Origin of the sequence: Mycolicibacterium arseniciresistens (assembly GCF_030519285.1) — a bacterium.
In the GTDB taxonomy this organism is placed as follows: Bacteria; Actinomycetota; Actinomycetes; order Mycobacteriales; family Mycobacteriaceae; genus Mycobacterium; species Mycobacterium arseniciresistens.
The window spans coordinates 1-17290 of the sequence record NZ_JAUMSQ010000156.1; the positions used below are offsets into that span (position 1 = coordinate 1).

Here is a 17290-nt window from a genome sequence, read left to right on the forward strand (position 1 = left end):
CGGGTGCTCTCGCTGGTGGGCCTGGCCGGTGTCGCGGTGCTCGCCCACCACGCCACCGGCAGCCCCGCCGAGTACCGGGCCGGGCTGTTCACCGCCGTCGCCGCCGCCGCGCTGCTGGTGGTCGCGACCGTCGCGCTCGACCAGCGCGGACCCGTGGCGCGCATGCTGGCCCTGCCGCCGCTGGTGTGGCTGGGCGCTGTCTCCTACGGCGTCTACCTCTGGCACTGGCCGGTGTTCATGGTGCTCAACGGCGAACGCACCGGGTGGTCGGGGTGGCCGCTGTTCGTGGCCCGGTGCGCGGCGACACTGCTGGTGGCCGGGCTGTCGTGGTGGCTGATCGAGCAGCCGGTCCGGCGCTGGCGGCCGTCGTCGGTGCCGATGCTGCCGCTCGCGGTGGCAACAGTGGCGACGGCCGCGGTGGTGACCGTCTCCGTCGTCCCCGTCGGCATCCACCCCGCCGAGGACCCGGGACCTCCGCTCGAGGTGGCGTCGGCGGCGGCGGTACTGCCGGAGATCCCCGTCGCCGTCGGCACGAACGACACGCAGCACCCGCCGGGAACGCGCACCGTCGCGGTGTTCGGGGACTCGGTCGCCTGGACGTTGATGCGCTACCTGCCGTCGACGCCGGGACTGCGCTTCATCAACTACACGACCATCGGCTGCGGCATCGCCCGCGGCGGCCCGTACCGGATGACCGGCGAGACGCTCAATCAGAAGCCCGAGTGCGACACCTGGCCGGCCCGGTGGGCGCAGCGGATCAACCACGACCGCCCCGACGTGGTGCTGCTGATGGTCGGCCGGTGGGAGGTCGTCGACCGGGTCAACGAGGGGGACTGGACCCACGTCGGCGAGTCGGGTTACGACGCCTACCTGCGCGGCGAGCTGCAGCGCGCGCTCGACATCCTCGGCTCGACCGGGGCGGAGGTGCTGGTGACGACGGCGCCCTACAACCGGCGCGCCGAGCAGGCCGACGGCAGCCTCTACCCGGAGGACGACCCCGACCGCGCCGACGAGTGGAACGATCTGCTGCGCGAGGTGGTGGGCGACCGCCCGAAGGTGTCGGTGCTGGACTTCAACAAGAAGCTGTCCCCGCGCGGCTACTACACCACCCGCGTCGACGGCATCCGGTTGCGCAGCGACGGCGTGCATCCCACGCCAGAAGCGGTGGAGTGGTTGACGCCGTGGCTCACCGACGCCCTGCGCAAATGATCCGTCGCTGAGCGCCACCGTTGCGCGGAACTGCATTCCCGGTCATCAAGCGCGCGACTTGCCAACCGGGAATGCAGTTCCGGCGGAACTTGGCAATCAGTGGCCGAGTCGGCCGCGGCCCATCCGCAGCAGCAGCATGGCGAGGTCCTTGCCCTCCGGGCCCAGCCGGCTGTAGCGCTCGAGCACTTTCATCTCGCGACTGTGCACCAGGCGGGTGCCACCGGAGGCCATCCGGGCCTTGCCGATGAGCTTGGACACCTCGGTGCGGCGCGCGACGGCCTGCAGGATCGTGGCGTCGAGCTCGTCGATCTCCAGACGCAGCGCGTCGATGTCGTGCGTGGTTTCGGATTCGACTGACATCGGTGACTCCTCGTTGTGTGTGTTTGATGGTGTCATCCGGAACCAGGTCTCACACAGCAAACGAGCCCCGGATCCGGAAGCGGACCGCGGGGCTCTGTGTTGAAGCAGCTAGACCACGGGCACCGCTGGCCGGTACCCGTAGAAAAATCGCCGCTTGCTGAGCACGCGAATCAGTGTGCCACCAACTGCCACATCGGCGCAAAGGTGTCACCGTGCGGCGGTAGGTTTGGAGCAGTATGACTGTCACCTCCCACACCTCGGAAACCGACCAGTTGCTCGACGGGCTCAATCCGCAGCAGCGCCAGGCGGTGCTGCACGAGGGTTCGCCGCTGCTGATCGTCGCCGGCGCCGGGTCGGGGAAGACGGCGGTGCTCACCCGCCGGATCGCCTATCTGCTGGCCGCCCGCGAGGTCGGTGTGGGTCAGGTGCTGGCGATCACGTTCACCAACAAGGCCGCCGCCGAGATGCGCGAACGCGTGGTCGGGCTGGTGGGCCCGCGGGCCCGCGCGATGTGGGTGTCGACGTTCCACTCCACCTGCGTGCGGATCCTGCGCAACCAGGCGTCGCTGCTGCCCGGGCTGAACTCCAACTTCTCGATCTACGACTCCGACGACTCGCGGCGGCTGCTGCTGATGATCGGCAAGGACATGGGGCTGGACACCAAGCGGTATTCGCCGCGGTTGCTGGCCAACGGCATCTCCAACCTGAAGAACGAGCTCATCGACCCGGAGCAGGCGGCCTACGACGCCTCCAACGCCGACGAGGACCTGCCGCGCATCATCTCCGAGGTCTACGCCGAGTACCAGCGCCGGCTGCGCGGCGCCAACGCCCTGGACTTCGACGACCTGATCGGCGAGACGGTCGCTGTGCTGCAACGCTTCCCGCAGATCGCCCAGTACTACCGGCGACGGTTCCGGCACATCCTCGTCGACGAGTACCAGGACACCAACCACGCCCAGTACGTCCTGGTGCGCGAGCTGGTGGGCCGGGCCGGCCCGGACGACGACACCACAGGCGTGCCGCCGGCCGAGCTGTGCGTGGTGGGCGACGCCGACCAGTCGATCTACGCCTTCCGCGGCGCCACCATCCGCAACATCGAGGACTTCGAGCGCGACTACCCGAACGCGACGACCATTCTGCTGGAACAGAATTACCGCTCGACGCAGAACATCCTCAACGCCGCGAACTCCGTCATCGCCCGGAACACGGGCCGTCGGGAGAAGCGGCTCTGGACCGACGAAGGCGCCGGCGAACTGATCGTCGGCTACGTCGCCGACAACGAGCACGACGAGGCCCGCTTCGTCGCGCAGGAGATCGACGCGCTTGCCGACCGCTGCAACATCACCTACAACGACGTCGCGGTGTTCTACCGCACCAACAACTCCTCACGTGCGCTCGAAGAGGTGTTCATCCGCGCCGGCATCCCCTACAAGGTGGTCGGCGGCGTCCGGTTCTACGAGCGCAGGGAGATCCGCGACATCGTCGCCTACCTGCGGGTGCTCGACAATCCCGGGGACTCGGTGAGCATGCGGCGCATCCTGAACACCCCGCGCCGGGGCATCGGCGACCGGGCCGAGGCGTGCGTCGCCGTCTACGCCGAGAACACCGGCTCGAGCTTCAACGACGCCCTGCAGGCCGCCGCGGAGGGCCGGGTGCCGATGCTCAACACCAGGGCGGAGAAGTGCATCTCCGGCTTCGTCACGATGCTCGACGAACTGCGCGGACGCCTCGACGACGAGCTCGGCGATGTGGTCGAAGCGGTGCTCGACCGCACCGGCTACCGTGCCGAACTGGAGGCGTCCAGCGATCCGCAGGACCTCGCCCGCCTCGACAACCTCAACGAACTCGTCAGCGTCGCACACGAATTCAGCATCGACCTGGCGAACGCCGAGGCGCTGGCCGACGACGAGCCCGTCGACGAGGACATCCCCGACACCGGCGTCCTCGCGAAGTTCCTCGAGCGGGTGTCACTGGTGGCTGACGCCGACGAACTGCCCGAGCACGGCGCAGGCGTGGTGACCATGATGACGCTGCACACCGCGAAGGGCCTCGAGTTCCCGGTCGTGTTCGTCACCGGCTGGGAGGACGGCATGTTCCCGCACATGCGGGCGCTCGGCGATCCGACGGAGCTGTCCGAGGAACGGCGGCTGGCCTACGTCGGCATCACCCGCGCACGCCAACGGCTGTACGTCAGCCGGGCCAAGGTGCGGTCGTCCTGGGGTCAGCCGATGCTCAACCCGGAGTCGCGGTTCCTGCGCGAGATCCCGCAGGAGCTCATCGACTGGCGGCGTACCGACCCGACGCCGTCGTACTCGGCTCCCGTCAGCGGTGCCGGCCGGTTCGGCACCCCGCGTCCGGCGCCTGCGCGCTCGTCGGCGGCCAAGCGCCCCCCGCTCGTCCTGGAGCCCGGCGATCGGGTCACCCACGACAAGTACGGGCTGGGCCGCGTCGAGGAGGTCTCGGGCGTCGGGGAGTCGGCGATGTCGCTGATCGACTTCGGCAGCGCCGGCCGGGTCAAGCTCATGCACAACCACGCGCCGGTGAGCAAGCTCTAGTCAGCGCCGGCTGCGCGCGGCACACCAGCGCCCGGTGGACGGCAGCAGCGCCAGCACGGCCGTCACGACGTGCAGCACCGCCCACGTGGCGTCGGACGTGTCGATCCGCGGCGCCGCCGGTCCGGTCACCAGCTCGACGATGCGGTACGCCACCATCGCCGCGCACACCGACGCGACCACGTACCGCGCCGCCGCCACCCGCATCAGCAGCACCGCCGACGCGATCATCAGCGCCATCGAGCCGACCAGCGGGACGAGCACACCGAGCGCCAGCAGGCTCATGAAGGCCACCGCTTCGCCCTTGGCCTCCGAGCCCCCGAACAGAATCGTCAGGATGCCGACGCCGGCGACCGCCAGCAGCATCCCGATGAGCGGCAGGGCACCGCTGACGAAGCCGAGGATGCCTGCGGTGATGGCAGTCGCGCCGCTCGGCCGCGGGTCAACCGGGGGAGCGAACGGCGGGTATCCCGGCGGGGCAACGTAAGGCTGCTGGTGTTGCCACGGGTTCACCGGATCAACATAACAACGGCAGACACCCGGTCAGCGCGGCGATTTCGGCGACGGCAGCACCGCCAGCACCACGATGACGAGCGGGGCGACCACCGTGAACAGCACGGCTGCGGGGGTCTGCGGGGCGAAGACGCGGAGAAGGTCTGGGGCGCCGAGTTCAGTGAGGAGCAAGGCGAAGTCGGTTGAGCCGTACACCGCCTGCCCGAGCGTGATCGCGGCGGCCGCGACCAGGAGCCAGCGGCCGATCGCTGCGCCGAACAGTAGCGCCACCGAACCTGTGACCAGCACTGCGGCGGTCACCACCGCCGCGAGGAACGTCTCCAGCATCGTCCGTGACCACACCGAGCCGATGTCCGATCCGAACACCTCGCCCATCTCGACGTAGACCCAGCCGAAGTCGTACTGCCGCCAGGCCAGCCAACAGAGATAGGCCGCCATCGGCATCGACACAGCCGCCGCTGCGATGGCCGCCGCGTCGCGACGCCGTGCGGACACCGGCGGCCGACCGCTGCACCAGCGTCGTGTGGCGGGCAGCGATGCGAGGACGATCGTCATGATCGCGATCGCCGTCCAGCTCCACCGGGGATTGCCGATAACCAGGTCGTTCGACCATGCGGCGTGGTCGAATCCGAACCACATCAACAGATCGGCGGCGGTGACCAGGAGCACCACGGTCCCACCGGCGACCAGCAGCAGCCGTCCGGCGGGCTGTTTCCCGTGCAACAGCACCGCGCCTGCGAACAAGGTGGCCGTCACTCCCGCCGGCACTCCTGAACTGACGAACGCGTACGCCCGCTGCAGGGTGCTCGCGTCGGCAGCCTCGGACATCTGAAAGATCAACAGGGCGCGCAGCGTGGCGGCGACGCCGAGTGCGGCGGCAAGCACGCCCGAGATCGTCGCCGCGGTCGCGACTACCGCCGCCCTCGCCGTCGACTCCGCGTGCACGGCGCGTGCCTCTCGCACTTCTACGCCGTGGGCGCAGAGTCACCGGCAGGAGAGGACCGGCTCCACCTGGCCGTCGACGGCAGCATCGTCAGCGCGATGCCGGCCAGCGGCAGCACTGGGATGGCGTAGACGGCGGGCGGCAGCTTCGCACCCGCGACGAACAGGCTGGCGAAGATGAGCAGGCTGATCACCGAGCCGACCACGATCAGCAGCCGCCCCATCCGGCGGCGCAGCAGCAGCTGAACGAGCCCGCCGATGATCGCCGCGGCGGTGATCGCGGAGAGGAACCCGACGGCCACGCAGAAGAGCCGGTCGGTGCGCCACCACCCTGTGATCAGATCGGTCGCGATGACGGCGGTGGCCCAGCCGCTGACGATGCTGACCACCGCGGCGGCCACGGCGGTTCGTGGGTCGGCGTCGCCCCCCTGCTTCGGGATGGCCGTCGGCCTGGGACGCGGGATGTAACCGGTCGCCTGCAGCGATGCCGGTTCGATGTAACTGGTCTGTAGTTCGCCTTCGGGCATCGCGGGCAGTTCGCCGGTGGGGTGGCGGCGGATGATGCCGGTCTGCGACTCGTCCTGAACGGGAACGGGTGTCGACGGGGTCGCGCTGTCGGGCTGACGCCGGATGATGCGCGTCTGGTCTGAGGAAGGGCCGCTCGGGAAGACTCCGTCGCTCACTCAGCCAACATAGCTGCCGGCGCTGACGCCGCCCCTGGCCAGCCAGCCGACCGGGTCGACGCGGTTGGAGCCGTTCTGCAGCACCTCGAAGTGCAGGTGCGGACCGGTCGAGTTGCCGCGGTTGCCCATGGTGGCAATCTGGTCGCCTGCCATCACCCGCTCGCCCATCGAGACGTCCCAGGTGTTGATGTGGCCGTAGAGGGTGACGGTGCCGTCCGAGTGGCGCAGCTTCACCCAGGCGCCGTATCCGGCGGTCGGGCCGACGTCGACCACGACGCCGTCGGAGGCGGCCAGGATCGGGGTGCCGATCGGCCCCGCGATGTCGACACCGCCGTGCAGCACGCCCCACCGGAGGCCGAAGCTCGACGTCCACACGCCTCGGGTGGGCATCACGAACAGCGGGCGCATCTGGCGCGCCTCCCGCTCGGCGCGTTCCTGGGCGAAGGCGGCGGCCTTGGTGATCTCCTCGGCGTGGACCGAACCCTCGGAGTTCGAGGCGACGGTGACGATCTGCATGCCGTCGACCGAACCGGTGACCGAGGCGCCGTTGATGGCCGTCTCGCCGGCGGCCAGCACGGTGTCGCCGGGAACCGGCTCGGTGGCGTTGCTCAGCGAGTAGGCGCCCGCGGCGGTCGCGCCTGCGGCCATGGCGGCGATCATCAGCCGGCTCTTGACGGCGCCTACGGATTCCTTGCGGTGAAGGCCGCGCCTGCCGGCCATGTCGATGATGTCGGTGGCGGCCGATCCGTCGCTGACGTCGGTGTGACTGTCGCGGTAGGCGTGGGTGGACTGCCGGGCGCGCCGCGAGTGGGTGGTGCGGGAATCGGTACGCGAGTCGGCGCGGAACTCGGACGGAACCGCCAGCCGCAGTGGCGTCTCGTTGCAGTCGTGCAGATCGTCGAGCTCAGGAGCGTGAATGACCCGCGATTCCCGGTCGAACGCGGTGTGGTCGCGGAACTCCAAGTCGCCGAGACCGCCGAACTCGTTGAACGGGATGATGTCGGTGATCTCGGTCTCGTGCTCGAAGCACGGATTGGTCCGCCATTGCCGAGCGTTCGTCGAGGCTCCTTGCGGAGTGGGGGACGAACGATGCTGCGCCAACCTGAATAGTCCTTCTATCCGTGACCTGAACGTTATCGAAGACCAGAGGCACGTTAACCAAAATCCAATGTTGGTGGCAACCTGTGGGACTATTCCGGCAGGTTTTGTGACCTGTATCACTGACGGCCGCCGGTGGGATCTGCCACAAGAGAGGTAGGCGGTGCCGACGCGTCACTGCGGTGTCGATAAGGTTCCCCCGAGCCGGTCAGGCGCAACCCTCGACGTCAACCCAAGACAGACAGTGAGCCCATGGATCTCTTCGAATACCAGGCGAAAGAGCTATTCGCCAAGCACAACGTGCCCACCACGCCCGGACGGGTGACGGATACCGCCGAGGACGCCAAGACCATCGCCGAGGAAATCGGCAAGCCCGTCATGGTCAAGGCACAGGTCAAGGTCGGCGGCCGCGGCAAGGCCGGCGGCGTGAAGTACGCCGCCACCGCCGACGAGGCCTTCTCCCACGCGCAGAACATCCTGGGCCTGGACATCAAGGGCCACGTGGTGAAGAAGCTGCTCGTCGCCGAGGCCAGCGACATCGCCGAGGAGTACTACATCTCGTTCCTGCTCGACCGCTCCAACCGCACTTACCTGGCGATGTGCTCGGTCGAGGGTGGCATGGAGATCGAAGAGGTCGCCGCCACCAAGCCCGACCGGCTGGCTCGCGTCCCCGTCGACGCGACCAAGGGTGTCGACGAGGCCTTCGCCCGCTCGATCGCCGAGCAGGGCCACCTGCCCGCCGAGGTGCTCGACGCCGCCGCGGTGACCATCGCCAAGCTGTGGGAGGTGTTCGTCAAGGAGGACGCCACCCTGGTCGAGGTGAACCCGTTGGTGCGCACGCCCGACGGCCAGATCCTGGCCCTCGACGGCAAGGTCACCCTCGACGCCAACGCCGACTTCCGGCAGGAGGGCCACGCGGAGTTCGAGGACAAGGACGCCACCGATCCCCTCGAGCTCAAGGCCAAGGAGAACGACCTCAACTACGTCAAGCTCGACGGTGCGGTCGGCATCATCGGCAACGGCGCGGGCCTGGTGATGTCCACGCTGGACGTCGTCGCGTACGCCGGTGAGAAGCACGGCGGCGTTAAGCCCGCCAACTTCCTGGACATCGGCGGCGGCGCCTCGGCCGAGGTGATGGCCAACGGCCTCGACGTCATCCTGAACGACAGCCAGGTCAAGAGCGTCTTCGTCAACGTGTTCGGCGGCATCACCGCCTGTGACGCGGTGGCCAACGGAATCGTCAACGCGCTGAAGATCCTCGGCGACGAGGCCAACAAGCCGCTGGTCGTCCGGCTGGACGGCAACAACGTCGAAGAGGGCCGGCGCATCCTGGCCGAGGCGGATCACCCGCTGGTGATCCAGGCCGACACCATGGACGCGGGCGCCGACAAGGCCGCCGAGCTGGCGAACAAGTAAGGGGAAGTCAACAGATGTCTATCTTCCTGAACAAGGACAGCAAGGTCATCGTCCAGGGCATCACCGGCGGTGAAGGAACCAAGCACACCGCGCTCATGCTCAAGGCCGGCACGCAGATCGTGGGCGGCGTGAACGCCCGCAAGGCCGGCACCGAGGTGTCGCACAAGGACAAGGACGGCAACGACGTCAACATCCCGGTGTTCGGCAGCGTCGCCGAGGCGATGAAGGAGACCGGCGCCGACGTGTCGATCGCATTCGTGCCGCCGAAGTTCTCCAAGGACGCGATCATCGAGGCCATCGACGCCGAGATCCCGCTGCTCGTCGTGATCACCGAGGGGATCCCGGTGCAGGACAGCGCCTATGCGTGGGCCTATAACGTCGAGAAGGGCGAGAAGACCCGCATCATCGGGCCGAACTGCCCCGGCATCATCACCCCCGGCGAGTCGCTGGTCGGCATCACGCCGAACAACATCACCGGCAAGGGCCCGATCGGCCTGGTGTCGAAGTCCGGCACGCTGACCTACCAGATGATGTACGAGCTGCGCGATCTCGGCTTCTCGACCGCGATCGGCATCGGCGGCGACCCCGTCATCGGCACCACCCACATCGACGCCATCGAGGCGTTCGAGAAGGACCCCGAGACGAAGGTCATCGTGATGATCGGCGAGATCGGCGGCGACGCCGAGGAGCGGGCCGCCGACTACATCAAGGAAAACGTCTCGAAGCCGGTCGTCGGTTACGTCGCGGGTTTCACCGCGCCGGAGGGCAAGACCATGGGCCACGCCGGCGCCATCGTGTCGGGCTCGTCGGGCACCGCCGCCGCCAAGCAGGAGGCGCTGGAGGCCGCGGGCGTGAAGGTCGGCAAGACGCCGTCGGAGACGGCCACGCTGGCTCGCGAGCTGCTCGAAAGCCTCTAGACAGCACGCCGAGACTGCGGTCAGATCGCGAATCCTCCGGGTTTCGCGATCTGGCCGCAGTCTCGCGTTCGGCAGGCGGCGGATTGGAACACGTTCCAGTTTTCGGTTAGCCTGACGAAGTAACACTTCTCAGGAGGTCCGTGATGCCGGTTGATCCCCGCACGCCCGTCATCGTCGGCGTCGGCCAGTTCACCGAACGGATCGACGACCCGGACTACCGCGGACTGTCGGCCGTCGACCTCGCCACCGCCGCGGTGCGGGCGGCGCTGGACGACACCGGCGCCTCGGCCGATGACGTGGCCGAGGCCATCGAGGTGTTCGTCGGGCTGCGCCAGTTCGAGATCTGCACGCCGTTCGCCGACCCGCCGCTGGGCGCCTCGGACAACTATCTGCGCTCGGTCGCCCAACGCATCGGCGCCGACCCCGTGCGTGCGGTGCTCGAGCCCATCGGCGGCAACGGGCCGCAGAAGGTGATGACGGAGTTCGCCGGGGCGATCGCCGCGGGCGACATCGAGGTGGCGTTGATCGTCGGCTCCGAGCCTGGGTCGACGGCGAAGTACTACGGGAGCCGAGACGACAAGCCGGACTTCACCGAACACGTCGGCGGACAACTCGAAGACCGTGGCTACGGCTTCGAGCAGTACATGAGCGAATACACCGCGGGGCACGGACTGACGGGCGCGCCCGTGCAGTACGGGCTGCTCGACAACGCGCGTCGCGCCCGGCTGGGACTGGGTGTCGCCGACTATCGCCGCGAGATGGCCGAATTGTTCTCGCCGTTCTCGAAAGTCGCTGCCAAGAACCCGTTCTCATCGTCCCCGGTGGAACGGTCGGTCGACGAGATCGTCACCGTCACCGACGAGAACCGGATGATCTGCGACCCGTATCCCCGGCTGCTGGTCGCTCGCGACACCGTGAACCAGGGGGCGGCGGCGCTGGTGATGTCGGTGGCCGCGGCACGCCGGCTCGGAGTGCCGCAGGAGAAGTGGGTGTACCTGCGTGGGCACGCCGACCAGACCGAGCAGGACCTACTGGACCGCCCCGACGTCAGCGTGAGCGTCTCCGCGGAACAGGCTGTCGCGGAAGCACTCCGGGTTGCAGGCATCGGCATCGACGACGTGGCGACGTTCGACCTCTACAGCTGCTTCCCGTTCCCGGTATTCGCCGTCTGTGACGCGTTCGGACTCGCGCCGGACGATCCACGTGGATTGACGCTCACCGGTGGGCTGCCCTACTTCGGCGGGCCCGGCAACAGCTACTCGCTGCACGGCATCGCCGAGACCGTCGCCGAGATGCGGGACAAGCCGGGCAGTTTCGGACTGGTCGGGGCGAACGGCGGTGTGATGAGCAAGTACTCGGTCGGTGTGTACTCCACCGAGCCCGCCGACTGGGCGCCGGATCGAAGCAGGGAATTGCAGGCCGACATCGCCGCGCTGCCGAAGGTGGCGGTCACCCGCAACGCCGACGGCCGCGGGACCATCGAGACCTACTCGGTGCGCTACGACTGGCCGGACACCACGGGCGTCATCATCGGCAGGCTCGACGCCGACGGCAGCCGGTTCATGGCGCTCACCACCGACGCGGACCTGGTGGCACTGATGACCGAAGGCGACCCGCTGGGGGCGGCGATCGCGGTGACGAACGACGGCACGACGAACGTCGCGACTCTGGCCTAGGCGCCCGTCGCTCGAACGTGAGCTTGTGCGCGAGATTCGAGGCAATCTTCGCGCACAAGCTCACGTTCGAGCTACACCAGCGCCGCGAGCTTCCCGGCCAGCCGCTCGACGTATCCCGCGACCTCGGCGTCGGACTTGTCCGGCAGCCCGAACAGCACCTCGGTGACGCCGATCTCGCGCCAGTGCGCCAGCTTGTCGGGGTCCGGTTTGAAGTCCAGCGCGACGATCTGCGGCGCGCCGTCGCGACCCGCCGCCGCCCAGGTGTCCTGCAGCAGCTTCACCGGCTCGTCGATGTCGAAGTCGCGCGGCGTGGTGATCCAGCCGTCGGCGCTGCGGGCGATCCACTTGAAGTTCTTCTCGGTGCCTGCGGCGCCCACCAGGATCGGGATGTGCGACTGCACCGGCTTCGGCCATGCCCACGACGGCCCGAACTTGACGAATTCGCCGTCGTAGGAGGCTTCCTCCTCGGTCCACAGCGCCCGCATCGCCTCGAGATACTCACGCAGCATCGTGCGCCGGCGGCCGGGCGGAACGTTGTGGTCGGCGAGTTCGTCGGTGTTCCAGCCGAATCCGACGCCGAGCGAGACCCGCCCGCCGGACAGGTGATCGAGCGTCGCGATCGACTTGGCGAGGGTGATCGGGTCGTGCTCCACCGGCAGCGCCACCGCCGTCGACAACCGCACCCGCGACGTCACCGCGCACGCCGTGCCCAGCGACACCCACGGGTCGAGCGTCCGCATGTAGCGGTCGTCGGGCAGCGACTCGTCGCCCGTCGTCGGGTGTGCGGCCTCCCGCTTGATCGGGATGTGCGTGTGCTCGGGCACGTAGAACGTGCGGAAACCGTGGTCGTCGGCGAGCTTGGCGGCCGCCGCGGGCGCGATGCCCCGGTCACTGGTGAAGAGAACGAGCCCGTAGTCCATGCCGTGAATTAGAACGTGTTCTAGTCCTGAGGGCAAGGCCGTCGCCAGCGCAGAGGCGTAGTGCACTACGCATGACGCCGGCCGCGGGGCCGACGAACGTCTCCGCCATGGGGATTCGGCGCCGAGCCCGCGGCAAGGTCATGGAATGGGTTCGGCGTTACCTGCCGAACGAACTCGCGGGATGGACGGCCGAGGTCGGCAGCGCGTTGGCGACCTACCAGCTCACCGGCTCCTACGCCGCCGCGGTCGTGGCAGGCACCATCGGCTCGTCGGCCGGCTACTACGCCACCGCCTACGTCAACGGCGTGCGCTGGGCCTACCGATCGCTCGCGGGCCGCAACACCGTGCTGCGGATGCTCCTCGCCAACGGACTCGCCGTCCGCAGCATCGCCGTGGAGTTCGGGCCCGCCGAGGCGATCGACAGCATCGTCATCCGGCCTGCCGCGCTGTTCGCCGGCCCGTTCCTCGTCGGCAGTACCGCGCTGGGCTGGGTCCTCGGCAGCCTCGCCGCCGACCTCGCCTTCTACGTCTTCGCGATCTTCAGCTACGAGCGGTTCAGCACAATGCTGGTCCGCCGGCCCAGCACAGGGGAGGTAACAGATGGATGCGACGGTCCGGTCACGTCGAGCATTCCTGCGTGACGAGCTACGCGGTAGCTCCGGAACCGGGGCGGCCCGCTACCGGGAGCTGGCCGCGCGACACGGCACACCGCTTCTGCTGCTCGACGCCGACCGCGTCACCGCCCGCTACCGCGAACTCGCGGCCCACCTGCCCGGCTTCGGCCTGCACTACGCCGTCAAGGCCGCGCCGCACCCGTCAGTGCTGGCCGCCGTCGCCGCCTGTGGCGGTGGTTTCGACGTCGCCACCACCGGCGAGATCGACCTGCTGCGGTCGCTCGACCTGCTCGGTGACCGGCGGGCGGCACGCTGCATCCACACCCACCCGGTCAAGAAGCCGGCCGACATCGACCACGCCTACGCCGCCGGAGTCCGCACCTTCGTGGTCGATAACCCCGTCGAGGCGCAGAAGTTCACCGGCCGCCCGGACGACATCGAGGTGCTGGTGCGGCTGGCGTTCCGCAACCCGTCGGCCAAGTCCGACCTGTCGACGAAGTTCGGCGTCGAACCCGATGAGGCCGAACTGCTGGTCAAGCACGTCCTCGCGGCGGGCGTGCAGTTCGCCGGATTCAGCTTCCACGTCGGCAGCCAGGGGTCGACGGCCGAGCCGTACCGCACCGCGCTGCGCGGCACCCTCGACCTCGTCGGCCACATCGCCGACACGCTGGCCGTCCCCACCCGGGTGATCGACATCGGCGGCGGATTCCCAGTCAGCTACCGCGAGCCGATGCCCGCCCTGGCCGCCGTCGCCGAGATCGTCGACGAGGTCCTCGGCGCCCGCCGCGGCGAGTTCACCCTGCTGGCCGAGCCGGGCCGCTTCCTCGCCGCCGACTCGATGACCCTGCTCACCAGCGTCGTCGGCAGCGCCGAACGCGGCGGCCGGCAGTGGCACTACCTCGACGACGGCGTCTACGGCAGCTACTCCAACGTGATGACCGAGGACGTCCACCCGCCGATCCTGGCGCTGAGCGAACTCGAGGGCGTCGCGGCCGACGACGTCGTCACGCTGGCAGGCCCCACCTGCGACAGCGTCGACGTCGTCGCCCGCGACTACCCGATGCCGCCGCTGGAGGTCGGCGACATCCTGGTCAGCCCGATGATGGGCGCCTACACCGCGGTGACCGCGTCACGCTTCAACGGGATCGCCGCGACGCCGATCGTCGAGCACACGAGGCCGGCCACATAAGTTCAGCCAGAGCGATACCCGCGACGGCCGTCGCTCCCGCTGCTGGGATGGCTGACCATGACGACCGAACGGATCGCCGACCACGTCAAGTTCGCCTACTGGGTGCCCAACGTCAGCGGCGGCCTGGTGACGAGCACCATCGAGCAGCGCACCGACTGGAACTACGAGTACAACAAGAAGCTCGCGCAGACCGCGGAGAACAACGGCTTCGAGTACGCGCTGAGCCAGGTCCGCTACGAGGCCAGCTACGGCGCCGAGTACCAGCACGAGTCCACCAGCTTCAGCCTCGCGCTGCTGCTGGCCACCGAGCGGCTGAAGGTGATCGCCGCCGTGCACCCGGGGCTGTGGCAGCCCGCGGTGCTCGCCAAACTCGGCGCCACCGCCGACCACCTGAGCAACGGCCGGTTCGCGGTCAACGTGGTGTCGGGCTGGTTCAAGGACGAGTTCACCCACCTCGGCGAACCGTGGCTCGAACACGACGAGCGCTATCGGCGCAGCGCGGAGTTCCTGCAGGTCCTGCGCAAGATCTGGACCGAGGACGACGTGGACTTCCGCGGCGACTTCTACCGGATCCACGACTTCACGCTGAAGCCGAAACCGGTCAACACCGCCGAGCGGCCCAATCCGGAGATCTTCCAGGGCGGCAACTCCACGGCCGCCCGCCGCAACGGCGGCCGCTACTCGGACTGGTACTTCTCCAACGGCAAGGACTTCGACGGCGTCACCGAGCAGCTCGTCGAGGTGCGCGGCCACGCCCGTGAGGCGAACCGCGAGGTGCGCTTCGGGCTGAACGGCTTCATCATCGCCAGGGACTCGGAAAAAGAGGCGAGGGAAGTCCTGAGAGAGATCGTCGACAAGGCCAACCGCCCCGCGGTCGAGGGCTTCCGCGGCGCCGTGCAACAGGCCGGGAACTCGACCGGCGACAAGAAGGGCATGTGGGCCGACTCGAGCTTCGAGGACCTCGTCCAGTACAACGACGGTTTCCGCACCGGGCTGATCGGCACGCCCGAGCAGATCGCGGAACGCATTGCGGCATACCGCAAACGCGGGGTGGACTTGATCCTCGGCGGGTTCCTGCACTTCCAGGAGGAGATCGAGTACTTCGGCGCCCGGGTGCTGCCGCTGGTCCGGGAAATCGAGGACAGCGAAAGGGATTCGGCGGACGCGCCGGTGCTGGTGTCGGCCTGAGCGCACACCGGCCGCGGCTTCCCACCCGTCGTTGGCCGCACTCGCAGGTCGGTGCGCTAGCGTGGGGAACGAATCGCTCACGGTTGTCCGTGCCGGCCGGAGACCACCGCGTCTCCGTCGTGCACATCTTCCCGACGCCCGACCAGCACAGGAGAGGCCATGTCGTACCCACCCGGTAGCCCCGGATACCCGCCGTCCCAGCAGCCGACCACCCAGTTCAGCGCGCCGACGCAGCAGTTCGGCAAGGTGCCCGACGCCGCAGGTGACACCGCGGCAGGGCCGAACAAGCTGCCGTCCTACCTGCTGCTCGCCGCGGCGGTGCTCGGACTGCTGAGCTTCCTGCTCAATGCGTTCGCGCCCGTCTTCGAGGCCAACGTGCCCACCGAGTACGAGAACATCCCCGGCATCGGCGGGGAGTCCGGCACCACCGAGGGCATGACGCTGGCGGTGGCAGCGCTGCTGCTGGCCGGACTCTTCGCCGCCGTCGCCACGCTGCCCAAGCAGCGCAACTACACCGCCCTGGTCGCGGTCGTCTCGGTGCTCGGGTTCCTGCTGATCCTCACCAACATGTTCCAGAAGCCGGACAACGTGGACTACGGCTGGGCGTTGTGGCTGATCCTGATCTTTGCGCTGCTGCAGACCGGCGCCGCGGTCGCCGCACTGCTGTTCGACTCGGGCATCGTCGCCCCGCCTGCGCCGAAGCCGAAGTACGACCAGCAGCAGCAGTTCGGCCAGTACGGCGCGCCGGGCGGCTACTACGGCGGCCCCCAGCAGCACCCCGGTCAGCAGCAGCTGCCGCAGCAGCGACCGGGCGGGTACCCCACGCAGTACGGCGGTGGCTACCCCGGTCAGCCCACCACCGGCGGCTTCCAGGCCGGCGGCCCCCAGGGCGGTTCGCAGAGCGGCCCGCCGACCCCGCCCACCGGCTTCCCGACCTACGGCCAGCCGCAGCAGCCGACCTCGCAGAATCCGGGTCAGCAGCAATCGCCGTCATCGCAGCAGTCCGGCCCCGCGCCGTCGTAAGCTGAGCCGCGCGTGCGTGAAGTACGCGCACGTCAGCCTGCGCGAGGAGCTGCCCCGCTAGTGGACAACCGGCCAGTCGCGACCCGCCAGGCGCGGGACCTGCTTCGGGTCGCGTTCGGGCCGTCGGTGGTGGCGCTCGTCGTCATCGCGGCGGTGACGCTGATCCAGCTGGTCATCGCCAACAGCGACATGACCGGCACGTTCGGCGCCATCGCCAGCATGTGGCTGGCGGTGCACGGCGTCCCGGTGTCGATCGGCGGCAGCGAACTGGGTGTGATGCCGCTGCTGCCGGTGCTGCTGATGACCTACGGCGCGATGCGCACCACCGCCGCCGCGATGACGCAGCGCGCGTCCTGGTTCGTCATCCGGTGGGTCGTCGCCTCGGCGCTGGGTGGGCCGCTGCTGATCGCCGCGATCGCCCTGGCCGTCGTGCACGACGCCTCCTCGGTGCTCACCGACCTGCAGACCCCGCACGCGCTGCCGGCGTTCGGCGCGGTGCTGGCGGTGCATGCGATCGGTGCGGCGCTCGGGGTGGCGTCGCAGGTGGGTCGCCGCACGGTGCACGGCTCGCCGCTGCCGAACTGGCTGCCCGACGCGTTCCGCGCCGCGACAGCCGGGGTGCTGACGCTGGTCGGCCTGTCGGGTGTGGTGACCGCCGGATCCCTGGTGGTGCACTGGGCGACGATGCACGACCTGTACGCCATCACCGACTCGGCGTTCGGCCAGTTCAGCCTCACAGTGCTGTCGGTGCTCTACGCACCGAACGTCTTCGTCGGCGCATCGGCGGTGGCCGTCGGGTCCAGCGCCCACATCGGGCTGGCGACCTTCAGTTCGTTCACGGTGCTCGGCGGTGACGTGCCCGCGCTCCCCGTGCTCGCCGCGGTGCCGACGCCGCCGCTCGGACCGGTGTGGGTGGCGTTGCTCATCGTCGCGGCGGCCGCGGCGGTCGCCGTCGGCCAGCAGTGCGCGCGCAGGCCGGTGCCGCTGGCC

At 69.1% G+C, this 17290-nt stretch carries 16 protein-coding genes; 10 read left to right on the forward strand and 6 right to left on the reverse strand.

The window, feature by feature from the left end; translation table 11 throughout:
- Nucleotides 1-1209 (forward strand): SGNH/GDSL hydrolase family protein (locus Q2100_RS18860; RefSeq protein ID WP_302915281.1); only part of this gene is annotated, 1209 nt, incomplete at its 5' end.
- A gap of 96 nt (nucleotides 1210-1305) precedes the next feature.
- Here Q2100_RS18860 and Q2100_RS18865 read toward each other — a convergent pair.
- Nucleotides 1306-1605, reverse strand: a complete 300-nt coding sequence (locus Q2100_RS18865; protein ID WP_264012671.1) for a chorismate mutase — start codon at nucleotides 1603-1605, stop codon at nucleotides 1306-1308.
- A gap of 200 nt (nucleotides 1606-1805) precedes the next feature.
- Between Q2100_RS18865 and pcrA the strand changes: the two genes are divergently transcribed.
- A complete protein-coding gene (gene pcrA / locus Q2100_RS18870; protein ID WP_302915282.1) occupies nucleotides 1806-4124 on the forward strand; it encodes a DNA helicase PcrA in 2319 nt (772 codons plus the stop codon).
- Here pcrA and Q2100_RS18875 read toward each other — a convergent pair whose 3' ends face one another.
- Genes Q2100_RS18875 through Q2100_RS18890 form a run of 4 tightly spaced genes read right to left on the reverse strand, consistent with a single transcriptional unit; the run spans nucleotide 4125 to nucleotide 7360 of the window.
- Nucleotides 4125-4634, reverse strand: a complete 510-nt coding sequence (locus Q2100_RS18875) for a hypothetical protein (RefSeq protein ID WP_302915283.1) — start codon at nucleotides 4632-4634, stop codon at nucleotides 4125-4127. It lies immediately after the preceding gene.
- 30 nt (nucleotides 4635-4664) lie between these two features.
- Nucleotides 4665-5597 (reverse strand): hypothetical protein, encoded by a 933-nt coding sequence (locus Q2100_RS18880; protein WP_302915284.1) that lies wholly within the window; start codon nucleotides 5595-5597, stop codon nucleotides 4665-4667.
- Between the two features lie 2 nt (nucleotides 5598-5599).
- Nucleotides 5600-6259, reverse strand: coding sequence for a hypothetical protein (locus tag Q2100_RS18885; RefSeq protein ID WP_407667657.1), 660 nt, complete (start codon nucleotides 6257-6259; stop codon nucleotides 5600-5602).
- Nucleotides 6260-7360: a M23 family metallopeptidase gene (locus tag Q2100_RS18890; RefSeq protein ID WP_302915285.1), complete on the reverse strand. Its 1101-nt coding sequence runs from the start codon at nucleotides 7358-7360 to the stop codon at nucleotides 6260-6262.
- 249 nt (nucleotides 7361-7609) lie between these two features.
- Between Q2100_RS18890 and sucC the strand changes: the two genes are divergently transcribed.
- The 3 genes from sucC (at nucleotide 7610) to Q2100_RS18905 (ending at nucleotide 11366) form a co-directional block, all read left to right on the forward strand.
- A complete protein-coding gene (gene sucC, locus Q2100_RS18895) occupies nucleotides 7610-8773 on the forward strand; it encodes an ADP-forming succinate--CoA ligase subunit beta (RefSeq protein ID WP_302915286.1) in 1164 nt (387 codons plus the stop codon).
- A gap of 14 nt (nucleotides 8774-8787) precedes the next feature.
- Complete coding sequence (gene sucD, locus Q2100_RS18900) at nucleotides 8788-9690, forward strand: succinate--CoA ligase subunit alpha (RefSeq protein ID WP_302915287.1); 903 nt, start codon at nucleotides 8788-8790, stop codon at nucleotides 9688-9690.
- 143 nt (nucleotides 9691-9833) lie between these two features.
- On the forward strand, nucleotides 9834-11366 hold the full coding sequence (locus Q2100_RS18905) for an acetyl-CoA acetyltransferase (RefSeq protein WP_302915288.1): 1533 nt from the start codon (nucleotides 9834-9836) through the stop codon (nucleotides 11364-11366).
- A gap of 71 nt (nucleotides 11367-11437) precedes the next feature.
- Here the strand turns inward: Q2100_RS18905 and Q2100_RS18910 are convergent, their stop codons facing one another.
- A complete protein-coding gene (locus tag Q2100_RS18910) occupies nucleotides 11438-12286 on the reverse strand; it encodes an LLM class F420-dependent oxidoreductase (protein ID WP_302915289.1) in 849 nt (282 codons plus the stop codon).
- 71 nt (nucleotides 12287-12357) lie between these two features.
- Here Q2100_RS18910 and Q2100_RS18915 point away from each other — a divergent pair, with 71 nt between their 5' ends.
- The 5 genes from Q2100_RS18915 to Q2100_RS18935 form a co-directional block, all read left to right on the forward strand.
- Complete coding sequence (locus Q2100_RS18915) at nucleotides 12358-12927, forward strand: hypothetical protein (protein WP_302915290.1); 570 nt, start codon at nucleotides 12358-12360, stop codon at nucleotides 12925-12927.
- Nucleotides 12887-14089 carry a type III PLP-dependent enzyme gene (locus Q2100_RS18920; protein WP_302915291.1) on the forward strand — a complete coding sequence of 401 codons (1203 nt, stop codon included), beginning with the start codon at nucleotides 12887-12889 and terminating at the stop codon, nucleotides 14087-14089. Before Q2100_RS18915 ends, Q2100_RS18920 begins: the two co-directional genes overlap by 41 nt.
- A gap of 57 nt (nucleotides 14090-14146) precedes the next feature.
- The gene (sfnG, locus tag Q2100_RS18925) at nucleotides 14147-15277 is read left to right on the forward strand and encodes a dimethylsulfone monooxygenase SfnG (RefSeq protein ID WP_302915292.1); all 1131 of its coding nucleotides are present in this window, start codon (nucleotides 14147-14149) and stop codon (nucleotides 15275-15277) included.
- A 159-nt stretch (nucleotides 15278-15436) separates the two neighbouring features.
- Nucleotides 15437-16300, forward strand: coding sequence for a DUF5336 domain-containing protein (locus tag Q2100_RS18930; protein WP_302915293.1), 864 nt, complete (start codon nucleotides 15437-15439; stop codon nucleotides 16298-16300).
- A gap of 60 nt (nucleotides 16301-16360) precedes the next feature.
- The coding region (locus Q2100_RS18935) for a cell division protein PerM (RefSeq protein WP_302915294.1) at nucleotides 16361-17290 on the forward strand (930 nt) is incomplete at its 3' end.